24 protein-coding genes are annotated in these 25,555 nt (G+C 38.2%); 20 read left to right on the forward strand and 4 right to left on the reverse strand.

The window, feature by feature from the left end:
* Positions 1–25: 25 nt before the first annotated feature.
* The 3 genes from DWZ63_RS08320 to DWZ63_RS08330 are packed head-to-tail and all read right to left on the reverse strand — an operon-like array spanning position 26 to position 2,669.
* A complete protein-coding gene (locus DWZ63_RS08320; protein ID WP_022014069.1) occupies positions 26–547 on the reverse strand; it encodes a DUF4364 family protein in 522 nt (173 codons plus the stop codon).
* Positions 547–1,509, reverse strand: coding sequence for a TIGR01212 family radical SAM protein (locus DWZ63_RS08325; RefSeq protein WP_055946004.1), 963 nt, complete (start codon positions 1,507–1,509; stop codon positions 547–549). The genes DWZ63_RS08320 and DWZ63_RS08325 overlap by 1 nt, the downstream gene beginning before the upstream one ends.
* 8 nt (positions 1,510–1,517) lie before the next feature.
* Positions 1,518–2,669 carry an NADP-dependent malic enzyme gene (locus DWZ63_RS08330; RefSeq protein ID WP_055946007.1) on the reverse strand — a complete coding sequence of 384 codons (1,152 nt, stop codon included), beginning with the start codon at positions 2,667–2,669 and terminating at the stop codon, positions 1,518–1,520.
* A 227-nt stretch (positions 2,670–2,896) separates the two neighbouring features.
* Between DWZ63_RS08330 and DWZ63_RS08335 the strand changes: the two genes are divergently transcribed.
* The 17 genes from DWZ63_RS08335 to nadA all read left to right on the forward strand — a co-directional run bounded on the left by DWZ63_RS08335 (position 2,897) and on the right by nadA (position 19,002).
* A complete protein-coding gene (locus DWZ63_RS08335) occupies positions 2,897–3,265 on the forward strand; it encodes a GntR family transcriptional regulator (RefSeq protein WP_055946010.1) in 369 nt (122 codons plus the stop codon).
* A 186-nt stretch (positions 3,266–3,451) separates the two neighbouring features.
* A complete protein-coding gene (locus DWZ63_RS08340; protein WP_243020537.1) occupies positions 3,452–4,144 on the forward strand; it encodes an ABC transporter ATP-binding protein in 693 nt (230 codons plus the stop codon).
* Positions 4,138–4,956 carry a hypothetical protein gene (locus tag DWZ63_RS08345; RefSeq protein ID WP_055946016.1) on the forward strand — a complete coding sequence of 273 codons (819 nt, stop codon included), beginning with the start codon at positions 4,138–4,140 and terminating at the stop codon, positions 4,954–4,956. Before DWZ63_RS08340 ends, DWZ63_RS08345 begins: the two co-directional genes overlap by 7 nt.
* A 261-nt stretch (positions 4,957–5,217) precedes the next feature.
* Positions 5,218–7,224 carry a transcription termination factor Rho gene (rho, locus tag DWZ63_RS08350; protein ID WP_055946019.1) on the forward strand — a complete coding sequence of 669 codons (2,007 nt, stop codon included), beginning with the start codon at positions 5,218–5,220 and terminating at the stop codon, positions 7,222–7,224.
* Between the two features lie 158 nt (positions 7,225–7,382).
* Positions 7,383–7,589, forward strand: a complete 207-nt coding sequence (rpmE, locus tag DWZ63_RS08355; RefSeq protein ID WP_022014073.1) for a 50S ribosomal protein L31 — start codon at positions 7,383–7,385, stop codon at positions 7,587–7,589.
* A gap of 180 nt (positions 7,590–7,769) precedes the next feature.
* Positions 7,770–8,705 (forward strand): DUF1385 domain-containing protein, encoded by a 936-nt coding sequence (locus DWZ63_RS08360; protein ID WP_055946021.1) that lies wholly within the window; start codon positions 7,770–7,772, stop codon positions 8,703–8,705.
* Between the two features lie 115 nt (positions 8,706–8,820).
* Entirely contained in the window at positions 8,821–9,648 is an 828-nt protein-coding gene (prmC, locus tag DWZ63_RS08365; protein WP_082440836.1) for a peptide chain release factor N(5)-glutamine methyltransferase, read from the forward strand.
* Between the two features lie 111 nt (positions 9,649–9,759).
* Positions 9,760–10,833 carry a peptide chain release factor 1 gene (gene prfA, locus DWZ63_RS08370; protein WP_022014076.1) on the forward strand — a complete coding sequence of 358 codons (1,074 nt, stop codon included), beginning with the start codon at positions 9,760–9,762 and terminating at the stop codon, positions 10,831–10,833.
* A 332-nt stretch (positions 10,834–11,165) separates the two neighbouring features.
* Complete coding sequence (locus tag DWZ63_RS08375; RefSeq protein ID WP_243020539.1) at positions 11,166–11,969, forward strand: RNA methyltransferase; 804 nt, start codon at positions 11,166–11,168, stop codon at positions 11,967–11,969.
* A 205-nt stretch (positions 11,970–12,174) separates the two neighbouring features.
* Positions 12,175–12,609, forward strand: coding sequence for an NfeD family protein (locus DWZ63_RS08380; protein WP_055946028.1), 435 nt, complete (start codon positions 12,175–12,177; stop codon positions 12,607–12,609).
* Positions 12,610–12,624: 15 nt separating this feature from the next.
* Positions 12,625–13,542 carry an SPFH domain-containing protein gene (locus DWZ63_RS08385; protein ID WP_022014079.1) on the forward strand — a complete coding sequence of 306 codons (918 nt, stop codon included), beginning with the start codon at positions 12,625–12,627 and terminating at the stop codon, positions 13,540–13,542.
* A 138-nt stretch (positions 13,543–13,680) separates the two neighbouring features.
* On the forward strand, positions 13,681–14,682 hold the full coding sequence (gene argF / locus DWZ63_RS08390) for an ornithine carbamoyltransferase (RefSeq protein ID WP_330672358.1): 1,002 nt from the start codon (positions 13,681–13,683) through the stop codon (positions 14,680–14,682).
* Positions 14,683–14,799: 117 nt separating this feature from the next.
* Complete coding sequence (locus DWZ63_RS08395; RefSeq protein WP_055946033.1) at positions 14,800–15,801, forward strand: biotin--[acetyl-CoA-carboxylase] ligase; 1,002 nt, start codon at positions 14,800–14,802, stop codon at positions 15,799–15,801.
* The gene (locus DWZ63_RS08400) at positions 15,788–16,162 is read left to right on the forward strand and encodes a DUF6145 family protein (RefSeq protein WP_243020541.1); all 375 of its coding nucleotides are present in this window, start codon (positions 15,788–15,790) and stop codon (positions 16,160–16,162) included. Before DWZ63_RS08395 ends, DWZ63_RS08400 begins: the two co-directional genes overlap by 14 nt.
* A gap of 54 nt (positions 16,163–16,216) precedes the next feature.
* Positions 16,217–16,987, forward strand: coding sequence for a type III pantothenate kinase (locus DWZ63_RS08405; protein ID WP_022014083.1), 771 nt, complete (start codon positions 16,217–16,219; stop codon positions 16,985–16,987).
* Positions 16,988–16,993: 6 nt separating this feature from the next.
* Positions 16,994–17,962: a tRNA dihydrouridine synthase DusB gene (dusB, locus tag DWZ63_RS08410; RefSeq protein ID WP_055946039.1), complete on the forward strand. Its 969-nt coding sequence runs from the start codon at positions 16,994–16,996 to the stop codon at positions 17,960–17,962.
* A 131-nt stretch (positions 17,963–18,093) separates the two neighbouring features.
* Positions 18,094–19,002: a quinolinate synthase NadA gene (nadA, locus tag DWZ63_RS08415; protein ID WP_022014086.1), complete on the forward strand. Its 909-nt coding sequence runs from the start codon at positions 18,094–18,096 to the stop codon at positions 19,000–19,002.
* 482 nt (positions 19,003–19,484) lie between these two features.
* Here the strand turns inward: nadA and DWZ63_RS08420 are convergent, their stop codons facing one another.
* On the reverse strand, positions 19,485–21,332 hold the full coding sequence (locus DWZ63_RS08420) for an O-antigen ligase family protein (RefSeq protein ID WP_055946043.1): 1,848 nt from the start codon (positions 21,330–21,332) through the stop codon (positions 19,485–19,487).
* 276 nt (positions 21,333–21,608) lie between these two features.
* Here DWZ63_RS08420 and DWZ63_RS08425 point away from each other — a divergent pair, with 276 nt between their 5' ends.
* The 3 genes from DWZ63_RS08425 to DWZ63_RS08435 all read left to right on the forward strand — a co-directional run bounded on the left by DWZ63_RS08425 (position 21,609) and on the right by DWZ63_RS08435 (position 25,532).
* Positions 21,609–23,129, forward strand: coding sequence for a sugar transferase (locus DWZ63_RS08425; RefSeq protein WP_243020543.1), 1,521 nt, complete (start codon positions 21,609–21,611; stop codon positions 23,127–23,129).
* Positions 23,130–23,236: 107 nt separating this feature from the next.
* Positions 23,237–24,502 carry a glycosyltransferase gene (locus DWZ63_RS08430; protein WP_055946049.1) on the forward strand — a complete coding sequence of 422 codons (1,266 nt, stop codon included), beginning with the start codon at positions 23,237–23,239 and terminating at the stop codon, positions 24,500–24,502.
* Between the two features lies 1 nt (position 24,503).
* Positions 24,504–25,532, forward strand: coding sequence for a glycosyltransferase family 2 protein (locus DWZ63_RS08435; RefSeq protein WP_055946052.1), 1,029 nt, complete (start codon positions 24,504–24,506; stop codon positions 25,530–25,532).
* Positions 25,533–25,555 lie beyond the last annotated feature (23 nt).

The raw sequence follows: 25,555 nt of genomic DNA on the forward strand, positions 1-25,555 counted from the left end.
ATTATGAATAAGAAAAGCCGGCAGATTACTCTACCGACAATTCGCTGAATAAAAGACTGTAAATCTTTTCATTTTTCTTTTTAAAGTTTTTGCATACCTGTATCGCTTCTTCCTCGGTCGGTACATTGAGGGAGACTTCAAGGAGTACACTGCCTCGTTCTACTATTGAACAGCGGGCGATGTACTCTTTGTTTTTGACATGGGTGTAATCAGTATGTATCGAGGTATTCTCTACAATGCTTACCCTATTTTCAGAGAGATATTTTCGTATCTGTGCCTTTGTGCTGTCAGGGAGCTGTTTGCCAAAGAAAGTAAGTATTTCCTGACCGGCAGGCTTTATCTTATAATATGAAGTTGCGTGCGTCTGCTCACTCTCTATCATATCATCTTCAAGCAGGTTGGTGAGCGTTTCCTGTATTGAAAAATAATCCGTATAATTGTTTGTAAGGATAAAATCAGAGATGATAGCGTTTGACATTGGCTGTTTAGTCAGACTTAAAAAATAAAGTATTATCAGTTTATACAGCTTTCGTGATTCAGGTGTCATTAAAATCCCCCATTTCTTTTAAGTTTTTGTCCCTGATATATGCCACGCACCTTTAATTCATGGCTCAGGGTATTTAAAACCTGTCGTTTGTTTTTGCTCCATTCAGGTGCTATAAGTAAATCTTTCGGTCCGTCTCCGGTAAGCCGGTGTATAACTATGTCAGGCGAGAGTTTTGCTATACATTCACATAGTATGTCTATATATTCGTCCGGTGTCAATATATGAAAACTTCCCATAAGGTCAGCTAAAGCAGTATCTTTTAGGATATGAAGAAGCTGCAGCTTTATGCCCTGAATGTCCATTTGATTAAGATAATCGATAGTTTCATATAGATTATCGGCATTTTCGCCCGGAAGTCCGATTATGACATGGACGATAACGGTTATGTTTCGCTTTCTAAGTTCATGAACGGCTTTTTCAAATACCTCCAGTGTATAACCACGGTTTATAAACTCAGCAGTTTTTTCATGCTTTGTCTGTAGACCAAGTTCTACCCAGACCGGTTTTATATGGTTCAGCCTTTCAATAAGGTCATATATTTCAGATGAGAAACAGTCGGGTCTTGTGCCGATGGAAAGAGCTGATATAAGAGGGTGGTCTATTGCCTGCAAGAAAATATCTTCAAGATATGAAACGGGAGCATATGTATTTGAAAATGACTGAAAGTATGCTATAAATTTTTCTCCAACAAATTTTTCATTTGCCTTTAGTGAATTTATTCCGGTTTCAATCTGTCTTGTTATGTCATTGTCTTTATCATGTTTTATGGCAAAATCCCCCGAACCTCCGTTGCTGCAGAATATACAGCCGCCCGTGGAGACAGTGCCGTCACGGTTTGGACAGCTCATGCCTCCGTCAAGGGCAACTTTATATATTTTTTCACCGAAAGTTTTTTTCAAATAATAATCGAGAGAGTAGTAAGGTTTTTCGCCCCACCGTTTTATATGTTCATTTTTTTTCATATATTAAGTTACTTTATGTTTGCCTTTACTGCCTGAGATACCACATCTGCTACACGAGGGTCAAAGGCTTCGGGCATGATATTGTCCTCATTTAAATCCTTTTCGTCTACAAGCCCTGCGATAGCAAGTGCAGCAGCAAGTTTCATTTCTTCAGTTATCTGTTTTGCGTGGCCTTCAAGTGCACCCTTGAATATACCAGGGAAAGCAACGACATTGTTTACCTGATTTGGAAAATCTGAACGGCCTGTGCCGACAACTTTTGCACCGGCTTTCTTTGCCACATCAGGCATTATCTCAGGAACAGGATTTGCCATTGCAAAGAGGATGGCATCCTTATTCATGCTCTTAACCATATCTTCTGATACAATGCCCGGAGCTGACACACCTACAAAAATGTCCGCACCTTTGAGTGCGTCTGCGAGAGTACCTGTTTTTCCTGTAAGGTTTGTAACTTCCATCATTTCTTTCTGCATCCAGTTAAGGTCATCACTTGCTTTTGAGAGAATACCTGATTTGTCGCACATAACAACATCCTTAAAGCCGTATCTGAGAAGAAGTTTAGTAATGGCAACTCCGGCAGAACCGGCACCGTTTACAACTACATGACATTCTTCTTTTGTCTTTCCGACAACCTTAAGACCGTTTATTATTCCGGCGAGGACAACGATAGCCGTACCGTGCTGGTCGTCATGGAAAACAGGAATGTCAAGTGCTTCTTTTAATCTTGTCTCTATCTCAAAACATCTTGGAGCTGATATATCTTCAAGGTTGATGCCACCAAAAGCAGGTGCTATATTTATAACGGTCTTTATTATCTCCTCGGTATCCTGCGTATCAAGGCAGATAGGAAATGCGTTTACATTGCCAAATTCCTTAAACAAAACAGCTTTTCCCTCCATAACAGGCATGGCAGCCTCAGGACCGATATTGCCTAAACCGAGAACGGCACTGCCGTCAGAGACAACGGCAACAGTATTTGATTTGATGGTATAGTTGTATGCTTCTTTTTTATCTTTTGCGATTATCTTGCAAGGCTCAGCGACACCGGGTGTGTATGCGATAGCAAGGTCTTCTCTTGACTTTACATGACATTTTGGTGTTGTGTCGATTTTTCCGTTCCATTCTTTGTGAAGTGCAATAGCTTTTTCGCTGTTTGTCATTTTTATTTCCTCCGTTTGTTTTACTGATATATGATTTGAAATTTTTATATAAGTTTGCGATACCGCATATAAAAATGAATGTTACATAGATAAGAATACCATATATGAAAAGTTTGGTCAAAAATATAAATAAGTGTTGACATTTTATAAAAACTGTATTACAGTATTATTGTACTAAGTGAGTAATACAATGATACAATGTGGAACAAGGAAAGGAGGATATATGATTGGTTTGGAAATTCAATGATGAACAGCCTATTTATCAGCAGATAATCAGCCAGATAAAAGAGCGTATAGTGGCTGGGGAGTGGAAAGCCGGAAGTAAATTAAAGTCAGTCAGGGAGCTTGCCTTAGAAGCGGGAGTAAATCCAAATACGATGCAAAAAGCACTTGCCGAACTTGAGAGAGAGGGACTTGTATATTCGCAGAGGACGGCTGGGAGATTTGTATCAGACAATAAGGAAAAGACAGACAGGCTGCAGGAGGAAATGACAATGGAGTGTATAAAAACATTTGTGGCTCAGATGGAGAAAATGGGATATAAAAAAGAACAGATTATAGAAATGTTAAACAAATATATATCTGAAAATAAGTAAAGTCAGCGTGAAGAAATTAACTTTACCAAAGCGTGGGGATTTTGATAAAAGCATGGAAAATGAAATTTAGGCATGAATTTGGTAAGGAATTAGCATAAAAAATTTTTTCACATACAGGATTTGTGTCTGCATATATTTGATGCAGACTTTAGATGCACGGGAGTCTGTGCGGAAATGGAGGTCATGATGATATTAGAATGTGAAAATCTATCGAAAAACTATGGCAGTGTTAAAGCTCTTGATAATCTGACACTTAAGATTGAAAGCGGAAAGATAGTGGGACTTCTCGGACCGAACGGTCACGGCAAGACTACTCTTATAAAGACTTTGAGTGGTCTTTTAAGCAAAGATAAGGGAAAAGTTCTCATAGACGGCAAAAGGATAGGGGTCGGGACAAAGAAAATAGTTTCATATCTTCCTGAGAGGAGTTATCTTTCACCGGAGATGAAGATAAAAGAAGTGGTAAGCTTTTTTCAAGAATTTTATGAGGACTTTGATGCAAAAAAGGCGGATGCGATGCTTGGGGAACTTAGTCTTGACAAAGAGAGCAAACTAAAATCTCTCTCAAAGGGAAACAGGGAAAAGGTTCAGCTTATCATGGTAATGAGCAGAAAAGCAAAGCTGTATCTACTCGATGAACCGATGGGCGGTGTTGACCCTGCCGCAAGAGATTATATCTTAAAAACCATAATAAGCAATTATTCAGAGGATGCGACGGTTATCATATCTACCCATCTTATTCAGGATGTTGAGCAGATACTTGATGAGGTTGTTTTTCTGAAAGAGGGAAAAGTGATGCTTCACAGTGATGTGGATGAACTCAGGATGGAAAAAGAAAAGTCAGTTGACGCTTTATTCAGGGAGGTGTTTTCATGCTAAAGAAACTTATAAAACATGATGTAAAGTCAAATATAAAAGTAATTGCAGGGGCATATAGTTTGATAACATTGTTTGCCATTTTACACCTGATAATGGAAAAACTTTATAAAGCTTATCCGGGAGCGGTTCAATGGATTGTGCTGGAAAATATTTTATTTATACTGCATATTTTGAGTGTGGGAGCAGGATTTGCCATTACGATAATAACCAGTGTATTATATTACAGAAAAAGTATGTTTAAAGATGAAAGCTATCTGACACATACACTTCCCGTAAGCGAGACTATGATATTCACATCTAAATATTTGTCTGCATTGATACTGTTTATCATAAATATTGTGGGGGCATATATAACAATGTCTATATCGGTAGGCAGCCCTTTGTGGTGCATAAAATTCATAAAAGGATTTGCAGATGGCATGAAAGAGAGCGGTTTTACCATACTGAGCCAGTGGCTTGTTGTTATTTCATTAGTAGTGGGAGCATTATACGGAATAAGCCAACTATTTGGATCGATTACGATCGGTTATTCATTTGGAAAGAAAATGAATAAAGATGTATGTTCTTTTTTGACATACTTTATAGGTTATGTCGTAATGCAGGTATTTTCAATAGCTTTTGTTGTCATCGCAGCAGCAGGGAGAGGAATGATGACGCAGCTTGTGGAAAGTGCGGAGGCACCTGATATGGGAGTTCTCAATGCATATATAAGTGATGTTCTTATCGGAAGTATCATACTTATGATAGTGATGATGACATTTTATTGCGGAATGAGTGTGTACCTTTTAAACAAAAAGCTTAATGTTGATTGAGGAAAGGCTGTTCCGCCATAAAAAGAGAATTTAGTATTTAATTTATTGCATTGTCAATTATTTTTTTGGCTGAGCTGATGTAACAGGTCAGCCTTGCTTTTTTTATCCTTTACAAATGCTAAAAGATTGTGTATAGTAAATTGAAAGTATTATAAAATTATTCAGACACTATCGTGAAATTAAAATCCCGGAATCGTCAATATAATTTAAAAATTAAACAATCAAAGAAAAATCAAAATGTATTTGTAAAGGAGCAAAATAATGTCAGATTTAGAAAAAATGTCTCTTGTTGAACTTAGGGTTGCAGGCAGAAAGATGGGCGTGAAGAATGTAACAACTTATAAGAAAAGAGAGCTTTTAGAGTTACTTTTGGAAGTTGAAAAGAAGCAGTCGTCAAATGTGGCAGAAAGTGCAGTGGACAATGCTGAAAATGCATCAGCAGATGTTAAGATAAAAAAGACAGAAAACAGAAAAAAAGAAGAAAAGAAAGATGATATTCCGGCTGCAGAACATGATAATGTGGCTGAACAGGCAGGAACAGCAGAGTCAGATTTAAAGAACAGTGATAAAATTGAGAACGCAGATGAAAAAAGACCACAGTTTCAGAATTCGTATGTGAGAAATGATTATAATGAAGAACATAAAAATACATATAAAAACAGGAGAGAGGGTGGCATCCAGTCATCATACGGAAGAACAGGCAATGTGCGTGGACAGCAGAGAAACAACGGCAGAATGAATCAAAGACAGGGCAATAATCCTTATTTAAATCAAAATCCGGGTTATTCTCAGAACGGCTACCAGTCAAATTCTAATCATGGCGGTTATCAGAATAATTATAACCAGAATAACGGTCAGTCAAACGGCGGATATTCACAGAATGGTTATAACAACGGCTATCAGAATGGCAGTTACAATCAAAACGGTGGTTACGGTCAGAATGGCGGTTACGGACAGAACAATTACAGCCAGAGTAATAATTATCAGAACGGCGGCTATAATCAAAACAACAATTATCAGAACCAGTCAGGTTCATATTCAAACAACGGTTATCAGAATGGCAGTTATGGAAATCAGGGTTACCAGAATAATGCTGCACAGAACACAGCGGATATTGACAAGCAGCCTGATTTAAGTCAGCTTGACAGCGGTGAGTCAAGAGAGGGAATCCTTGAGATAATGACAGAGGGTTATGGATTTATCAGATGCGACAATTTCCTGCCGGGTGATAATGATGTTTATGTATCTCATGCACTCATAAAGAAATACAGACTCCGCACGGGAGATATTCTTAAGGGAAATTTGAAAGTCAGAAGCCAGAGTGAGAAATTTGCGGCATTGCTGTATGTTGTTACTGTAAATGGTTATCCGGTAGAAGATCTTTTGGCAAGACCAAAGTTTGAACAGCTCACACCTATCTTTCCAAATGAAAAGATAAGACTTGAGACGGACGGTGCGACTATCTCAACAAGAATGATGGATATAATTGCTCCTATCGGCAAGGGACAGCGTGGAATGATAGTTTCTCAGCCAAAGACAGGAAAGACAACACTTCTTAAGCAGGTTGCAAAGGCTATAAAGACAAATTATCCTAAAATGAACCTTATTGTTCTTCTTATAGATGAAAGACCTGAGGAAGTTACTGATATAAAAGAGTCTATCATGGGACACAATGTTGATGTTATCTACTCCACATTTGACGAACTTCCTGAAAATCACAAGAGAGTTTCAGAGATGGTAATCGAGAGAGCAAAGAGACTTGTTGAGCATGGCGAGGATGTTACGATACTTCTTGACAGTATCACAAGACTTGCAAGAGCCTACAATCTCACGGTGTCACCGAGTGGAAGAACACTTTCCGGAGGTCTTGACCCGGCTGCACTTCATATGCCGAAGAAATTCTTTGGTGCAGCGAGAAATATGAGAGAAGGCGGAAGCCTTACCGTACTTGCAACGGCACTTGTCGATACGGGAAGCAAGATGGACGATGTTGTATTTGAGGAGTTTAAGGGAACAGGTAACATGGAAATGGTTCTCGACAGAGGACTCTCGGAAAAGAGAGTATTCCCGGCTATAGATCTTCCAAAATCAAGCACCAGAAGAGACGACCTTTTACTCACACAGGATGAGAAAGATGCGGCTTACCGTATACGCAAGGCTTTCAGCTCAATGAGAAATGATGAAGCTGTGGAAAAAATCATAGATTTGTTCAGAAAGACAAGAAACAACAGGGAATTTGTTGAAATGATAAGAAAGATACATTTTTAAAAATAAAAATGTGCTTGCACTTTTATGTGAAGTGTGTTATAATAATGAAGTTGTGTTGAAAATTGAAATCGAAAAGATACAGTCCTACATTCTGGGTGTGATCTTTTTCGTGATATGTATTTGCTGTCGTGATGGCAGCGGAATGGAGGTCATAAGACATGAGAGAGGGAATTCATCCTAATTATTATCAGGCTAAAGTTGTTTGCAACTGTGGTAATGAGTTTGTAACTGGTTCTACAAAGGAAGAAATTCATGTAGAAATCTGTTCAAAATGTCATTCTTTCTACACAGGTCAGCAGAAAGCTGTTAAGGCTCGTGGTGCGATTGACAAGTTCAACCGTAAATATGGAATGCAGGCAAACTAAATTAGTGTACTGTATCAATGACTTTAGTATAAGAATAATGTAAGATTCGGTCTTATAGATGGTCACAGCAACCAAAAGGGGGCTGTGACCATTTTTCATTGTATAGGTAAATGCTCGTGAAGTAGTGTGAAACCAGGAGCAAAACGCTGGTTTTGCTCTTTTTCATTTGGAGGGTATTATATGAACAAAAAATCGGTAGTAAAACCATCAGGTATAGGAGGGCAGGCTGTTCTTGAGGGTGTCATGATGAAAAATAAAGACAGATATGCCGTTGCCGTCAGAAAACCTGACGGAGAGATTGAGGTAGAAGAAGGAACTTGCAAAAGTCTCAGAGATAAATACTTTATCTGCGACCTGCCTATAATAAGAGGTGTTGTGACTTTTGTCGAGTCGCTGGTACTCGGAATGAAAAGCCTTACGGACTCATCAAAATATTTTGAGGACGAGGAAGATGATGCAGAGGAGATTGACGAGGACAAAAAGGAAAAGCGTGAAAAGGTGGAAACGACTTTTACGGTCATTTTGTCGATAATACTTGCGGTTGGGATTTTTATGATTTTACCGTTTTTCATATCAGAACTTTTGAAAAAAGTTGTCGCATCAGAAAAACTTCTTGCAGTGATAGAGGGAGTTATAAGGATTTTACTGTTTATCGGTTATGTATTTGCGATTTCCTTTGTTAAAGATATAAAGCGTGTCTTTATGTATCACGGAGCAGAGCACAAGACAATAAACTGTGTTGAACATATGCTTCCACTGACTGTCGAAAATGTAAAAAAACAGTCGAGAGAACATAAAAGATGTGGAACAAGTTTCATTTTTATAGTATTATTTATAAGTATTATATTTTTTATATTTATAAGAGTTGATAATATGTGGCTTAAGATTTTGTGTAGGATTTTGCTGGTGCCTGTTATAGCCGGAGTTTCCTATGAGTTTATACGGCTTGCGGGAAAATCAGAAAACAGCATTGTAAATGCACTGAGTAAGCCGGGTATGCTTATACAGAAACTAACGACAAAAGAACCAGATGACTCTATGATAGAAGTTGCGATAGCTTCGGTAGAGGCTGTCTTTGACTGGAAAGAGTTTCAGAAAAATAAGGATGCAGAGTGACTATAAAAGATATATATGCAGTTTTTGTATCGTGTTCAGACAAAAGGTACGGAAGTGAGGATTACGATGATAACATATCAGTAATTCAAAAGTATGTGCAGGAATGAGGATTAACATGATAACATATCAGGAATTGTTAAAAAGCGGAGAAAATGAACTCGTGTCATCAAATATTTCAGATGCAGAGCTTGACGCATGGTATCTGCTTGAGTATATTACGGGGATGAGCAGGGCAAAATTTTTTCTTGATAGAGATATGGAAGTGTCTGATGAAATAAAAGACAGATACCTCTCACTTATCCATATGAGAAAAGAACATATACCATTGCAGCATATAACGGGAACTCAGGAATTTATGGGATTTGACTTTTTTGTAAATGAAAATGTCCTGGTTCCAAGACAGGATACGGAGTGCCTTGTCGAAAATGTCCTTCCCTTTGCACATGGAAAGAAGATACTTGATATGTGTACGGGTTCAGGCTGTATTATAATATCACTGAAAAAACTTGAGGAAACAGCAGAATGTACCGGTGCTGATATTTCTAAAAAGGCCCTGGAGGTTGCACAGAAAAATGCGGCTTCAAATGAAGCTGAGGTTTATTTTATAGAAAGTGATATGTTTGAGAAAATAAACGGAAAATATGATATTATAGTATCAAATCCGCCTTATATCAGACCCGATGTGATAAAAACTCTTGAACCGGAGGTGAGGGAGCATGACCCGATGCTTGCACTTGATGGCGGAGAGGATGGTCTTATGTTTTACCGCATACTTGCAAAAGAGGGAAAAAAACATCTTGCCGGTCCGGGGATGATGTTTATGGAGATAGGGCATGACCAGGGCAGAGCCGTAAAAGAGATTTTTGAAAACGAGGGCTTTAAAGAGGTTATCGTAAAGAAAGATTTGTGTGAAAATGACAGGGTTGTTATGGCTGTAAAATAAAAGTTGAAATTTTGTTATGCAAAAAAGAATACACAGGCTTTGCTTTAAAGATTTTTAGGATTTATACACTGAATATAAATATAAACAATATTTTTATATGGAGGAAAAACGATGTTTGATAAATTAGAAGAACTTGTAGGACGATTGGAAGAGATAAACATGATGCTCACTGAGCCGGAGGTTATCAATGACCAGAAAAAATACAGGGAGCTTATGCGTGAGCAGAACGAACTTACTCCTATCGTTGAAAAGTACAAGGAATACAAGGCTGCAAAAGATGGAATAGAGGACAGTCTTGCGATACTTGACGAGGAGAGTGACGAGGATATGCGTGAACTCGCAAAAGAGGAACTTAATGAGTGCAAGGAAACTGTTGAGAAATGTGAGCAGGAGCTTAAAATTCTCATGCTTCCAAAAGACCCTAACGATGAGAAGAATGTTATTGTCGAAATCCGTGGAGGTGCAGGCGGAGATGAAGCAGCACTTTTTGCGGCAGACCTTTTCAGGATGTATTCAAAATTTGCCGAGGCAAACCGCTGGAAAGTAGAAGTTATGAGTGCGAGCGAGAATGGAATCGGTGGCTTCAAAGAAATCGTATTTATGGTAATAGGTGCAGGTGCGTACTCAAAACTTAAATATGAGAGTGGTGTTCATCGTGTGCAGAGAATACCTTCTACGGAGTCGGGTGGAAGAATTCATACATCAACGGCAACGGTGGCAATTATGCCGGAAGTTGAGGAAGTTGATGTTCATGTAGACCCTAATGACTGTAAGATTGATGTGTATAGAGCATCAGGAAACGGCGGTCAGTGTGTAAATACAACGGACTCGGCAGTACGAATCACACATATCCCTACGGGAATAGTCGTAACCTGTCAGGATGAGAAATCACAGCTTAAAAATAAAGATAAAGCCATGAAAGTTCTCCGTTCAAGAATTTATGACATGGAGCAGGAAAAGGCAAACAGCGAGCAGGCGGCAGAGAGAAGAAGTCAGGTAGGAACAGGTGACCGTTCAGAGAAGATAAGAACATACAACTTCCCACAGGGCAGGGTTACAGACCACAGAATAAAGTACACAAGCCACAGACTTGGAGAGATACTTGACGGTGATATAAATGAGCTTCTTGAAAATATCATTGCGGCAGACCAGACGGCAAGACTTGCGAAGATGAGCGAGGAGTAAGTTTTTTCAGCTGCGAAATTATGTAGGTTGTGTTGATTGTGCAGCTATAACAGAATAATACCGCCGGCACGCTTTCGCTATGTTGTCACTCGTAGCAGTACATAAAGTCAGCAAAAGACGCTGACTGAGTACTGACGGTGACAAAAATGCCGGCTAACATTATTTGTTATAGCTGCACAATCCAAGCAAATATTACGACAGAATAATAATGTCGGTATGCTAATGTTAAAATAAATTTTGCTACAAAAATAATTGTATGCAACCACGCATTATATATGTTTGGGATTTGCATACATTTATGTATATATATTGTTTTAAAGAGGAGATTTGGTTTGAAATCAAAGGATTTAATAATCACAAGCGAGTCTAACGGACAGATTAAAGAACTTATAAAACTTCAGAAGCAGGCGAGGGAGCGAAGAAAGACTAAGAAATTTGTTGCAGAGGGGATTAAGATGGTTCTTGAAGCAATCAATTTTGATAAGCTCGATAAATTATATGTTTCGGAGTCTGCTTTTGACAGGACGGCACAGAGACTTGGTGATAAGCTTGAAAGAATACCGTATGAGGTTGTTGCCGATAATGTTTTTAAACAGATTTCCGATACGGTTACACCTCAGGGAGTTCTTGCTATAGTCAATATGCCCGAGTACGATGTTAAAGAAATTCTGTCGGATGAGAGAAAAGCGTGGGTACTTTTGGATGATTTAAGAGACCCCGGCAATCTAGGTACTATAATAAGAACATCGGAGGGGGCTGGAATGTCCGGTGTTATCATGAGTAAGGAGAGCGTTGACCTTTTTAATCCTAAAGTGGTGCGTTCAACGATGGGAGCAATATTCAGGGTTAAGTTCTGTTATGTTGAGTCGCTTATAGACATTATAGAAGAGATTAAAAAATCCGGATATGATGTGTATGCAACGGCAATGGAGGGCAGTGAGGTATATGACTGTGTTGATTACACAAAGGGTTCCGCCTTTATAATAGGCAATGAAGCAAACGGTGTATCTGATGCAGTGTTTGAAAAAGCATCAAAGCGTATCAGGATTCCTATGGAGGGAAAATTGGAGTCGCTTAACGCAGCAGTATCAGCCGCCATAATAATGTATGAGATGGCGAGACAGAAACGAAAATAGTCTGTTATTTAGTTTATTTGAGGTTGTGAATAATAGTTGAATAGAGAAACGAAAGTATCATTTAGTTGACAAATACAGTTGTTTGAGCTATATTCAGTGAATAAATGCGATAAAATCGTACAAATCATATACTCTCGGAAATCCAGCCAAAATAATTCGTTTTGAAAAGATACTGAGAGATTATGGTATAGGAGAGGAGGAAAATATGGAACCGATGTATTGGCTTATTGCTATGGCGATACTGCTTGTCATTGAGATAATCACTATGGGGCTTACGACCATATGGTTTGCGGCAGGAGCATTAGCAGCGGTTGTTGCAGCACTTTTTCATGCTCCGCTCATCGTGCAGTTTGCATTGTTTTTGACCGTATCGGTGGTATTGTTCTGTTTTACAAGACCTATTGCAGAAAAATACCTAAATAACAGCAGGACAAAGACAAATATAAACAGTATTATCGGTGAAGAAGCAAAGGTTACAGAGGAGATTGACAACTTTAACCAGAAAGGTGCGGTTGTTGTAAGAGGGCTTGAGTGGACAGCGAGGAGTGTTGATGACAATGAAATCATTCCTGAGGGTTCAAAAGTCAAAGTAAAAGAGGTAAATGGAGTTAAATTGCTTGTAGAAAAGCAGAATTGGTAGAAAGGAGATATGAAAATGCCATTTTTAGCAGCTTTAGTAATATTGATTGTAATTATACTTTTGTCATGTATAAATGTAGTACCACAGGCAAGGGCGTATGTTATTGAGAGACTTGGAGGATATCAGGGGACATGGGGAGTTGGAATCCACTTTAAAATCCCTTTTATAGACAGAGTTGCAAGAAAAGTAGATTTAAAAGAGCAGGTTGCAGATTTTCCACCACAGCCGGTTATTACAAAAGACAATGTAACAATGAGAATAGACACTGTTATCTTTTATCAGATAACTGATCCTAAACTTTATACATACGGTGTTGAAAATCCGATAATGGCTATCGAAAATCTCACAGCTACAACGCTTAGAAATGTTATCGGTGAGCTTGAACTTGATGAAACACTTACATCAAGAGAGATTATAAATGCAAAAATGCGTTCATCACTTGACACGGCGACAGATCCATGGGGAATAAAGGTAAACAGAGTCGAGCTTAAGAATATCATTCCGCCGGCAGCAATCCAGGATGCGATGGAAAAACAGATGAAGGCAGAGCGTGAAAAGCGTGAAGCAATCCTTCGCTCACAGGGAGAAAAAGAGTCGGCAATCCTTGTTGCGGAGGGAAAGAAACAGTCAGCAATCCTTGATGCGGAGGCTGAGAAGCAGGCTGCGATACTTAGAGCCGAAGCCAAAAAAGAGGCAACTATCCGTGAGGCTGAAGGTCAGGCTCAGGCTATACTTGCGGTTCAGCAGGCAAACGCAGATGGTATAAAGATGCTTAACGATGCGGCTGCATCCGACAATGTTATCAAATTAAAGAGCCTTGATGCATTTGCAAAGGCAGCAGATGGAAAAGCAACAAAGATAATCATTCCGTCAGAGATACAAGGGCTTGCGGGACTTGCAAAATCAGTAACCGAGATTGCAAAAGAGAATTAGGTTGTTGCGAAAATGATTATATGTTGCGAGAATTTCGCAAGTACCTGTTTTAATATTAAAAAGTAGGAGTCTGTCACTGGCAGACTCTATATGTGTATTATTACATCATAGTATAAAAAAGAAATGGAGGACATATCAATGGCTATCAATTTAAAAGGACGCAATTTTCTTACTTTAAAGGACTTTACACCGGAAGAGATACAGTATATGCTTGATCTGTCGGCTGATTTAAAGGCGAAAAAGAAAAACGGAGTATCAATTAAAAACTACACAGATAAAAATATCGCACTTATATTTGAAAAGACAAGCACACGCACACGATGTTCTTTTGAAGTTGCAGCAAATGATATGGGTATGGGAGTTACATATCTTGACCCGTCCGGTTCACAGATAGGCAAAAAGGAGAGTATACCTGATACTGCAAGGGTTCTCGGAAGAATGTTTGACGGTATCGAGTACCGTGGATATGGACAGGATATTGTAGAAGAACTTGCAAAATATGCAGGAGTTCCGGTATGGAATGGTCTTACAAATGAATATCATCCTACACAGATGCTTGCTGACTTACTTACCATCAAAGAGCATTTAGGAAAGATTAAAGGTGTAAAACTCGTATATATGGGGGATGCCCGTTATAATATGGGAAATTCGCTTATGATAGCGTGTGCAAAGATGGGGATGAATTTTACGGCTTGTACTGCAAAGGAATATTTCCCAAATCAGGAACTTGTTGAACAGTGTCAGGAATATGCAAAGGCATCAGGCGGTTCTATTACACTTACTGAGGATGTTGAGAGTGGAACAAAAGGTGCAGATGTTCTCTATACTGATGTATGGGTATCAATGGGTGAGCCTGACGAAGTATGGGCAGAGAGAATAAAAGCTTTATCACCATATCAGATAAATAAAAAAGTAATGGAAAATGCAGGCAGGGATGCGATATTTATGCACTGTCTTCCGGCATTCCATGACCTTAAGACCAAAATCGGTAAAGAAGTTTATGAGAAATTCGGAATGAGCGAACTTGAAGTTACTGACGAGGTATTTGAGTCAGAGCAGTCAGTTGTGTTTGATGAAGCCGAAAACCGTATGCACACTATAAAGGCAGTTATGGTTGCCACACTTGGAGAAAGGGAATAGTGTGAAAATTAACAGCAGGAAAACCTGTAAAATATGGTAAACAGCAATTTTCACACTCAAGATTTGTGCTTTGCACAAACTTGTTAATGTACAAAAAGGCACAGAAAAGAGGATGACATGAAAAGTGAGCTACTACGCATTTTACGCGAAGCGGGAGATGAGTGTGTTTCGGGGCAGAGTTTGTGTGAGCGTTTCGGCGTGTCAAGACAGGCTGTCTGGAAGAATATAACGCAGCTTAAGGAAAAAGGATTTGAGATAGAGTCAGTTTCTAATAAGGGATATAAACTTAAGAGTGAGCCTGACATATTAAATGCACCAGCGATAGAAAGTTATCTGCCCAAGGACTGCATTTGCAAGAAAGCCGTGACATATGACACGATAGATTCAACGAATACAAAGGCAAAGCAGCTTGCCGAGGCAGGAGAGCCGGAGGGGATTTTGCTGGTGGCTGACGAGCAGACAAACGGCAAGGGCAGGCGTGGCAGAAAATGGTGCTCTAAAAAAGGTGCAAATATTTTTATGACACTTCTCATAAGACCAAAGACTGAGCCTAAACATCTTTCGGGTATCACGCTTCTTGCGGCAATGTCTGTTGCAGGAGCAATAAAAGATGTGTGTGGTGCGGACACAAAGATAAAGTGGCCTAATGATATTGTACTTGAAAAAAAGAAAATATGTGGTATTCTTACTGAGATGAGTTCAGAGATGAACTATGTAAATTATGCCGTTATAGGAATAGGCATAAATGTAAACGATGATGATATACCTGACGAACTTAGAAAAAATGCTTCTTCAATATATCTTGAGACAGGCAAAATGACAAACAGAAATAAACTTACAGCAAAGGTTGTAGAGAAATTTGATGAATATTACAAAAAATTTCTTGAGACAAATGATTTGTCGCAGGTTGTCGATAAGTATAATTCTATGCTCATAAGCATGGACAGTGAAGTAAAAGTGCTTTATGGCATGGCGGAGACAGCAGATCCTAAGGAAGAAGAAACAGGTATCGCAAGAGGAATAGACAAGGACGGTGCACTGCTTGTCGAGACAAAAGACGGCATTAAGAGCATTGTGTCGGGAGAAGTATCAGTAAGGGGGTTGTATGGCTATGTATGATGAGGCTGACATAAACAGTGAAGCGGTGATATTGTGTGCGGCAAATGCCTATGAACAGAAATATTATCTCAATGAAAATTTCAGTTCACTTCCACAGACAATTAAGGATGAATTACAGATAATGTGTGTACTCTATACGGCAGAGATAGGCGGAATTTTTTCATTACAGTATGATGAAGAGGGCAACCTTTACATGAATGTCGTAGCAGAGGAAGACGATTTTTCATTTGACGAGATAGGAAGTGCATTAAAGATAAAAGCATTGCAAAATGAGAAAAGGGATCTTCTTGAATCACTTGAAAAATATTATAAAGCAGTGATATTACACGAAGATTTAGATGCTATACAGACGCAGGAATAATAAATTATATATGGCTTTGTGTGATAACATATATAGAAATGTGAGGAAAAAATCATGTTATTAGCAGTAGATGTTGGAAATACGGATGTGACATTTGGAGTATTTGATGGAGAGAGACTTGCAGCAAGGTTCAGATTTACTGTTCAGGTTCCGAGAACATCAGATGAATATGGAGAATTATTGTGCAATATTTTAGAGCAGAAAGGGTACAAGCCTGACGATATAACAGAGGTTATAATAGCATCGGTAGTGCCTAAGATGATGTACTCCTTTACGAGTGGTATAATCAAGTACCTCAACTGCCATCCTATAGTTGTCGGAGCAGGTACAAAGACAGGCATAAGAATAGATACGATGAACCCAAAAGAAATAGGACCTGACAGGATAGTGGATGCAGTAAGTGCGTTTGAACTTTATGGTGGACCTATAATCGTCGTGGATTATGGAACAGCGACGACTTATGATCTTGTGACGGCAGATGGAGCATTTAAGGGCGGAGTTATCAGCCCGGGAATAAGAATATCGGCAAATGCACTCTGGAATAACACGGCTAATCTTCCTGAGATAGAGATAAAATGTCCCGGAAATATTATTGCTAAAGATACTATTTCTGCAATGCAGGCGGGACTTTTTTATGGAACGATAGGTCAGACAGAGTATATCATAAGAAAGATTAAGGAAGAATCCGGACTTATGGATGCTAAAGTCATCGCAACAGGCGGGCTTGGAAAGGTTGTATATGAAAATACCAAGTCTATAGAGATATATGACGGTGACCTCACATTAAAAGGGTTGCAGCTTATACACAGCAAACAGAAAAAATAGAGAGTTATGAGTGAATTTTATATAGGAAATGTAAAAATAGACGGTAATCTTGCTTTAGGACCTATGGCAGGAGTGACGGATATGCCATTTCGCATGATTTGTAAAGAGTTTGGTGCAGATCTGCTTTACACTGAGATGATAAGTGCAAAAGGCATCTATTATAAAAATAAAAATACAGAACCTCTGTGGCAGATAGACGATACGGAGCATCCGGTAGCATTGCAGCTTTTTGGTTCAGAACCGGAACTTATGGCGGATATGGCGGAGCAGATAGAATACAGAAACTTTGACATACTCGATATAAATATGGGCTGTCCCGTGCCAAAAGTAGTAAACAACGGTGAGGGTTCGGCACTTATGAAAAATCCGGAACTTGCCGCAAAAATAGTGAGAGCCATATCAGACAGGATAAAAAAGCCTGTCACGGTCAAATTCAGGAAAGGTTTTAATGACGAAAACATAAATGCCGTTGAATTTGCAAGAATGATGGAACAAAGCGGTGCAAGTGCCGTTGCGGTACACGGCAGGACAAGGGAAGAATATTACTCCGGAACGGCGGACTGGGATATAATAAGAAAAGTAAAGGAAGCAGTAAAAATCCCGGTCATAGCGAGTGGAGACATATTTACACCTGAGGATGCGGTAAGATGCAAGAATGAAACAGGCTGCGACGGTCTTATGATAGCGAGAGGTGCGAGAGGAAATCCGTGGATATTCAGGCAGATAAAGGAATTTGAAAAAAGCGGTCAATATCAGGACAAGCCATCATTTGATGAGGTGGCAGCTATGATACTCAGACATACAAAAATGCAGATAGAATATAAAGGTGAATATCTTGGCATACGCGAGATGAGAAAACATGTCGGCTGGTACACGGCAGGCTATAAGAATTCATCATCAATACGCAGACAAGTAAATGAAGTAGAAAATTATGAGCAGTTAGAAAGCCTTATAAATGATTGCAGGAATTTATAAAAAACGATAGTTATAATTTATACTGGCTGTATTACAAATATTGAAAATTGCAAAATATTTATGACAAACTGCCATGATTTGGGAAAGATGCATTTAATTTAGCACATAATTAAAACGAAATGGAGATAAAGATGGAAGAACTTATTCAAAAGATTGAGAGATTAAAGAAAGAAAACGATTTTGTCATACTTGCACATTACTATGTAGATGGTGCTGTTCAGGATATAGCAGACTATGTTGGAGACTCATTTTATTTAAGCAAGGTTGCGACAAAAGTTGAGGCAAAAAACATATTATTTGCAGGTGTGTCATTTATGGGTGAGAGTGCAAAACTCTTAAATCCTGAAAAGCATGTATATATGGCAGATGTGACTGCCGACTGTCCTATGGCTCATATGGTAACGGTTGACCGTATAAAAGAAGTAAAAGAGCAGTATGACGATGTTGCCGTAGTCTGTTATGTAAACTCAACAGCCGAGATAAAGGCAGTATCAGATGTATGTGTGACTTCATCAAATGCCATCAAGGTAGTAAAAAATATAGAGAATAAGAGGATATTCTTTGTGCCTGACAATAACCTTGGAAGATATGTTGCAAAGCAGTTGCCTGAAAAAGAGTTTATATTCAATGACGGATTTTGTCATGTCCATAAGAGTATTGACCCAGAGCTTGTCAAAGAAGCAAAAGAGCATCATCCTGACGCACTCGTGCTCGCACATCCTGAATGTACTGAGGATGTACTCGAACTTGCCGATTATATAGGAAGTACGGCAGGAATACTTGATTATGCAACAGAGAGTGACTGCAAGAAATTTATCATCTGTACAGAGATGGGCATATTCTTTAAACTCAGCAAGCAGAATCCTGACAAGAAGTTCTATTCAGTAGGACACAGACAGTTCTGCCCGAATATGAAGAAAGTAAGCCTTGAAAAAGTGGCAGATGTAATGGAAAATCCGATGGAGGAAGTAATTCTTCCTGATGATATAATGGATGAAGCCTGTAAACCGCTTCAGAAAATGCTTGAACTTGCAAAATAGACAAACATTCAGCATTTGGATTATTATAAAATGAATGGCTGTTACATTAAATAAATAGCTTTGACGATACAATGAGCAGGTTCAGATATTGACATAGATAGTTTGTTCACCTGTTGTGCATAATTTGTGAAATAATCGTGAAATTGTACAATAATCATTAAAAAAATGATAAAATAATCCGATATTATTTATGGATGGCAAAAAGGTAAAATACTTACTCACGAGGTAAAACATATCAACATAGTCCGAAGTTCAAAGGATTGGCCGTACACTCTCCAGAGAGTTTCAGATTGTGAGAATATGATTTACTATATCAGTGTATATCGTATAATGGGCCGTACACCAATGATATATGATATACACAAAAAAACAACACCAATCGTTTAAAAGCAATTGGTGTTATTTTTTTATAAAACAATATATTTTGTTTTTTACTGTGTCACAGCAATAGTGCAAGCTGTAATTACTTTAATTTTATTGATTTATTTTGCGACCTCTTTAATCTGAGCTGTCCCAGTTTCTTTTTGGTCTTTCTTCAACTTGTAATTGATACCAAGTCCCATACCCGTAACTGCATAGAATACAGGAGCAACAGCTATACAGGAGTCGTTTGTGAGTGAGATTATCAGGTAGCCTATAACACCGACAAATATACTCACTCCGATTTTTGGAAGATAACCGCTAAAATCGTGTTTCCAGTAGAGTTTTAAGCTGCTGACAAGGTACCATATAAAGAATACCAGCCATGCGATAAGCGAGATAACACCAGTCTGTACACCAATCTGCATCAGCGTACAGTGGGGTTTTGTAATAATCTCATTTATGTGTCCTGAATTGTAAAGACCGACAAGGTCATTGTTAGGAAACGCAATGATAAATGTATCAGGACCTGAACCGAGTAAGAAATACTTCTTGAGAAGCGGAAGTGTTCTTGCCCAGATATATCCACGCATATTTGCAAAATGGAAATGGTTTTCAAGGAAAGAAAGTGATTTGGTCTGTTTTGTAAGTTTCATAATGGCACCACCCGGACCATAAGTATAAAATGTTGAATCATTTTCTTTCATCATATTTGTAAAGTACCATGTTTTATCATCTATCGTAATCTGATAACCATTGAAACTGTCAGAGCGGATAGAAGAGAATGAGAATGGAAATCTCTCATCATTTATAACATAGCTTGAAGAGTCCTCATTAAGTGCGAAAGCCACTTCTTTACCTGACTTGTCAGTAAGTGAAAACTGGTCAGTACCGTTAGCATCCTGAGTACACTTGATGATAAGAGTTTCATTATTATAAACAATGGAAACATTGTCATCATTTGTGGTAATCTCGCTGAGCGGATGATATTCAGCTTCAGTACTGAACATGGATTTCATTCTGTCAAGCAATATACCCTGGTTTGCCACATTTATTCCAATAAATGCAACTATAAAAACAGCGATTGCGGCAATAACGATTTTGATATTTTTAATAAACACTTTCCTCATACAGAGAAGCATAACTATAAGAGAAAAGATAACCGCAAGAATACCGGCACGCGACTGTGATGCAAAAAGAATAAGCATAAGAGATACTATCAAAACAGTACAGCCTATCTTCGCCCACACTTTTTTGAGTGCAAATATAAGACCTACAAGAATAGGAACTATAAGGCAGACATAAAATCCTACATAGTTAGGATTGTAGAGGGAAAGATAAGTACGCCCCTCCTCAAAATTAAACTTAAGAGGACCTCCCTTGTATGTAGAAGGTGTCATAAGTTTCTGACCGAGTGAAGTCCTGAAAAAATCGTGCTTTAATGCCTGGCTGAGTCCAAGCAGAACCATAACCGTAATACCGGCAACAAACCACGGCATTATACGCTTTACTGCTGCTTCTGTACGCATTATAAAGAAACAATAGTATGCGGTAAGGCAATATCCCATAAGAGCCCAGACAGGTTCAAACTGCTCATAGATACCTGAAAAACAGAAATCTCTGTTTGAGGATGCAAGAGCCGAAATAAAGGAAATGCCACAATAAATTGCAAGTGGTATAAGTATTTTGCACCATGCAGCCTTCTGTTCATCTGCAAATATCATATAGACAAGACAGAATATCATGCATGCACAGGCAACGAGAAACCATATGAGTTTTGTGTGAAGGAAAAAGTCGACTGCGGAAGTCTGGCTTGTGTACCATTCAAACTTGCCAAGTTTGGTTTCATAAGAATACATATAAGTGATAAGTGGTATCACGCTGAGTACGGCGATTATCGGGAGCAAAAGACCTAATGGGTACTTTGGCTCAGCCGCTGTGCCTTTTTTCTTAGCATTTTGAGATGCCATAGGTAAACCTCCTAAAAATTTTTTATGATTGCAAAAATAGCTGTATGCTGTAAAGATTGAACATATATAGACTATTTTGCAAACTGAAATATATGTATGTAAACATAGATTATGTTCAGATACACACATCTAATTATACATATATTTTAAAAAGAAACAACAGTAAAGTTGACATTAAATAAGGAAATTAGTAGAATAAGAAGTATTGTACCGTATATTTTTAATGATAATGCAGTTTTCTGCCTTATGGTAAGTTTATGAACATAACCATTTTTATTGCGTAGAGCAATAAACGACAGAGAGGATTGCGAATATCTGTTTGAATATACAATGAGTTTTGGAGGTTTTATAAAGAAACGAGGTTTAAGGATAAAGATGAGAAATTACGACCCATACAAAAAAACGATACTTTTTTTTGCATCGCTTGTTAATATAGTGCTTATGTCACTTGTATTTATGTATGTATGGTTTCATTACTATGCAGCTACGATGTTTGTGGCAACTTTTTACAGAAAAGGACATTATGCTATGATTGGTTTATACGCACTTATTCTTTTCTTTTTTTCAACGATGTATGGAAGCATGAAAATAGGGCAGTACAGGCGGCTTGAGGTTATGCTGTCGCAGTATCTCAGTCTGTTTTTGTCTAATATGGTGATGTATTTTGTAATATGCCTTTTGGCATTCGGAATAGTAAATCCCATGTATATGATTGCTGCAATGGCAGTTGAGATGACTCTTTCCACGATATGGAATTTTGTGATAATCCATTTCTACAACAGAATTTTCCAGCCGTGGAAGATTTTGCTTATATATGGTGAAAGACCGGCGGCAGACCTTGTATATAAGGTTGAGGCAAGGCGTGATAAGTATGCAATCTATGATGCGGTAAATATAGATGAGGGGATAGATAAGATAGCTGAGAAAATGAAAGATTTTCAGGCTGTCATAATCGGTGATATATCTGCCGAAAAGAGAAACGATATGCTCAAATACTGTTATGCACATAAAATGAGGGCATATGTTATACCGAAACTCTCAGACATAATACTTATGGGAGCAGACAGGATTCATGTGTTTGATACACCGTTTTTGCTTTCAAAAGGCTATACATTGAGCCTTGACCAGAGATTGTTTAAAAGAGCACTAGACCTTATCATTGCAATTCCAATGACAGTCATAGCTTCACCGTTTATGCTTATCACGGCAATAGCAATAAAATTGTATGATGGAGGTCCGGTATTTTACAAACAGGTAAGATGCACAAAATATGAGCGTGAATTTGAGATATACAAATTCAGGAGCATGATAGTAAATGCTGAGAGTGACGGTGTCGCAAAGCTTGCAAAGGAAAATGACGACAGGATAACACCGATAGGAAAATTTATTAGGGCGACCCGTATCGATGAATTGCCACAATTATTTAATATAATAAAGGGAGATATGTCATTTGTAGGTCCAAGACCGGAAAGACCTGAGATAATGAAGCAGTATTGCGAGGAAATGCCGGAATTTTCGTTCAGGACAAGAGTAAAAGCGGGACTTACGGGATATGCACAGGTATATGGTAAGTACAATACAACGCCTTATGACAAATTAAAACTTGACTTGTTTTATATAGAAAATTATTCACTATGGACTGATATAAAACTTATACTTATGACAGTAAAAACGGTTCTTAAGAAGGATGCAACGGAAGGTGTTTCAGACAATCAGGTTACAGCCGAGAAAGCAGATGATGCGGCACAGGAGCCGGTGGAGAAGATAGTTAAGGAAATAGTTAAGAATAACCAATGATGTGATTGCGAAACGCAGTTTTTCACTGTGAATATTTGCACATATAAAATGTAATTTATTGAGGGTTTCGCAAAAGCTTAATCAATAGCATAAGTTGGAGGAAGATTTTGAAAGAGAATTTAGATGTGGAAAAAACGGAAGAAGTGGGAAAGGTTAAGAAAGCACTTCTTGTTACAAGGGTTAGTGGCTTTATACCTCAGCATGAGATGAATAATGTGAAGATTCTTCAGGAAATGGGATATGAAGTTCATTATGCTACAAATCTTAATGTTGTTGTGTATGGAAAGGACAACAGCAGGCTTGAGGAAACGGGGATAATCACACATCAGATAGATTTTTTAAGAAAACCGTCCATAAAAGATATAAAGAAAGCATATAAACAGCTAAAGGATGAAATGTATCATGGTGATTATGATGTTGTTCATTGTCATATGCCTCTTAGCGGAATCCTTGCAAGGCTTGCGGCTAATGCAGTTAGAAAAGAAACAAAGAAAAATGTACCGGTAATATATACTGTACATGGTATGCATTTTTTTAGGGGATGTCCGTTGAAAAATTGGATCATGTATCCGGTGGAGAGGGAGCTTGCAAGATATACAGACAGGCTTATAACGATAAATGATGAAGATTATGGCAGGGCAGTAAGATTTCCGATAAGAGGAAAGGCGGAAAAAATAAATGGGGTTGGGCTTAAGACAGAGAGGTTTAAAGAGTTTCACAAAAAAAGCTGGGATATATATATGCCCGATAAAGAAGAAACACAGACTGTACAAAATAATATACGATTGAGATATGGAATACCTAATGATCATTATATATTGGTGAGTGTAGGGGAACTTGCACCGGGAAAGAAAAATATGGTTGTTATTGATGCGCTTGCGGAATTAAAGGATTTGAAAATATCATATCTGATATGCGGTGAAGGACAGATGAGAGAAGAACTTGAAAAGAGAGCCGCAGAGTTAGGTGTAAGTGACAGGATAGTTTTTGCAGGATATGTAACTGACACACCACTCATATTATCTCAGAGTGATGTATTTGTATTTCCGTCAGCAAGAGAGGGACTACCTGTTTCGGTAATGGAGGCAATGGCAGCAGGTCTTCCTGTGATAGCCTCAGATATAAGGGGAGTCAGGGAACTTGTGGTTCATGCAAAAGGGGGATATCTTGTACATGGTCATGCTCCGGAAGATTATGCTGTAAAGATAAGAAGAATATTTACTGAAAAATATGGGAAAAGTGCAATTCCACGAAATAAACGCAGACAGCAGATGGGTGAATTCAATATGGAATATGTAAAAAAATACAGTATAGAAGTAGTAGATAAACAGATGCGTAAAATATACGCAGACTTATTAGGAGGAGAAAACTAAAGTGATACAGGTACTTATGTCAACCTACAATGGAAAAGACTATTTAAGAGAACAGATAGACAGCATACTCTCACAGGATTGTGAAGAAAAAGCAGATGTAAAATTAAAACTTCTGATAAGAGATGATGGTTCAAAAGACGGAACACAGGAGATACTTAGAAAATATGCTGCAAAATATCCGGATCAGGTGAGCTGGTATCAGGGAGAAAACATAGGAGTAATAAAAAGTTTTTTTGATCTTATAGAAAAATCAGATGAAAAAGCAGATTACTATGCATTTTCAGATCAGGATGATTACTGGCATAAAGAAAAATTAAGGGCCGGCATAGAAAAAATAAAAGAAATGTCAAAAAAGTATCAACAGGAAAAAGATAAATATATAGGATTTAGTGAAAAAAATAGTGTATATTTAAAAGTCCCATTGCTCTATTGCTGTAGTCCATTGCTGGTAGACGAAAATCTTAAAGAGATAGATAATGAAATGACTAGGAAGAACAAAATACCAAGTTTTGAAAATGCTGTGGTGGAAAACATAGTTACAGGATGTACTATTGTGATGAACAAGACATTAAGAAACATGGCAAAAAAGCATCCGCCAAAATTTACGGTAATGCATGACTGGTGGTTCTATCTTCTGGCAAGCTGCTATGGTGAGCTATACTTTGACGGCAGGCAGTTAATAAGTTACAGACAGCATGGAACCAACACGGTAGGATACAACACAAGTAAGTTGAAAGAATTTAAAGACAGAGTAAAAAGATTTAAAGGAAACAGGAGAAACATAACAAATCAGCTTAAGGATTTTGTGAGAATATATGAATTGTATTTAAAAGATGAACCTGATAACAGTGTATTTAAGGCAAAAAAGACAAAGCAAAAGATTCATATTGCAAAAATGCTGGTAAAATACAGTGGAAAACCGGGATTTATCATCAAACGGGCAGGTTTGCTGAAAAAGACGGGTATATATCGTCAGAGGAAGGTTGATAATATAATATTTAAGATAATATTGTTGTCTGGCAGTTACTAAAAAGATGTATAGTAACATTTTTA

Source organism: Clostridium sp. AF34-13 (genome assembly GCF_003477845.1).
In the GTDB taxonomy this organism is placed as follows: Bacteria; Bacillota; Clostridia; order Lachnospirales; family Lachnospiraceae; genus Butyribacter; species Butyribacter intestini.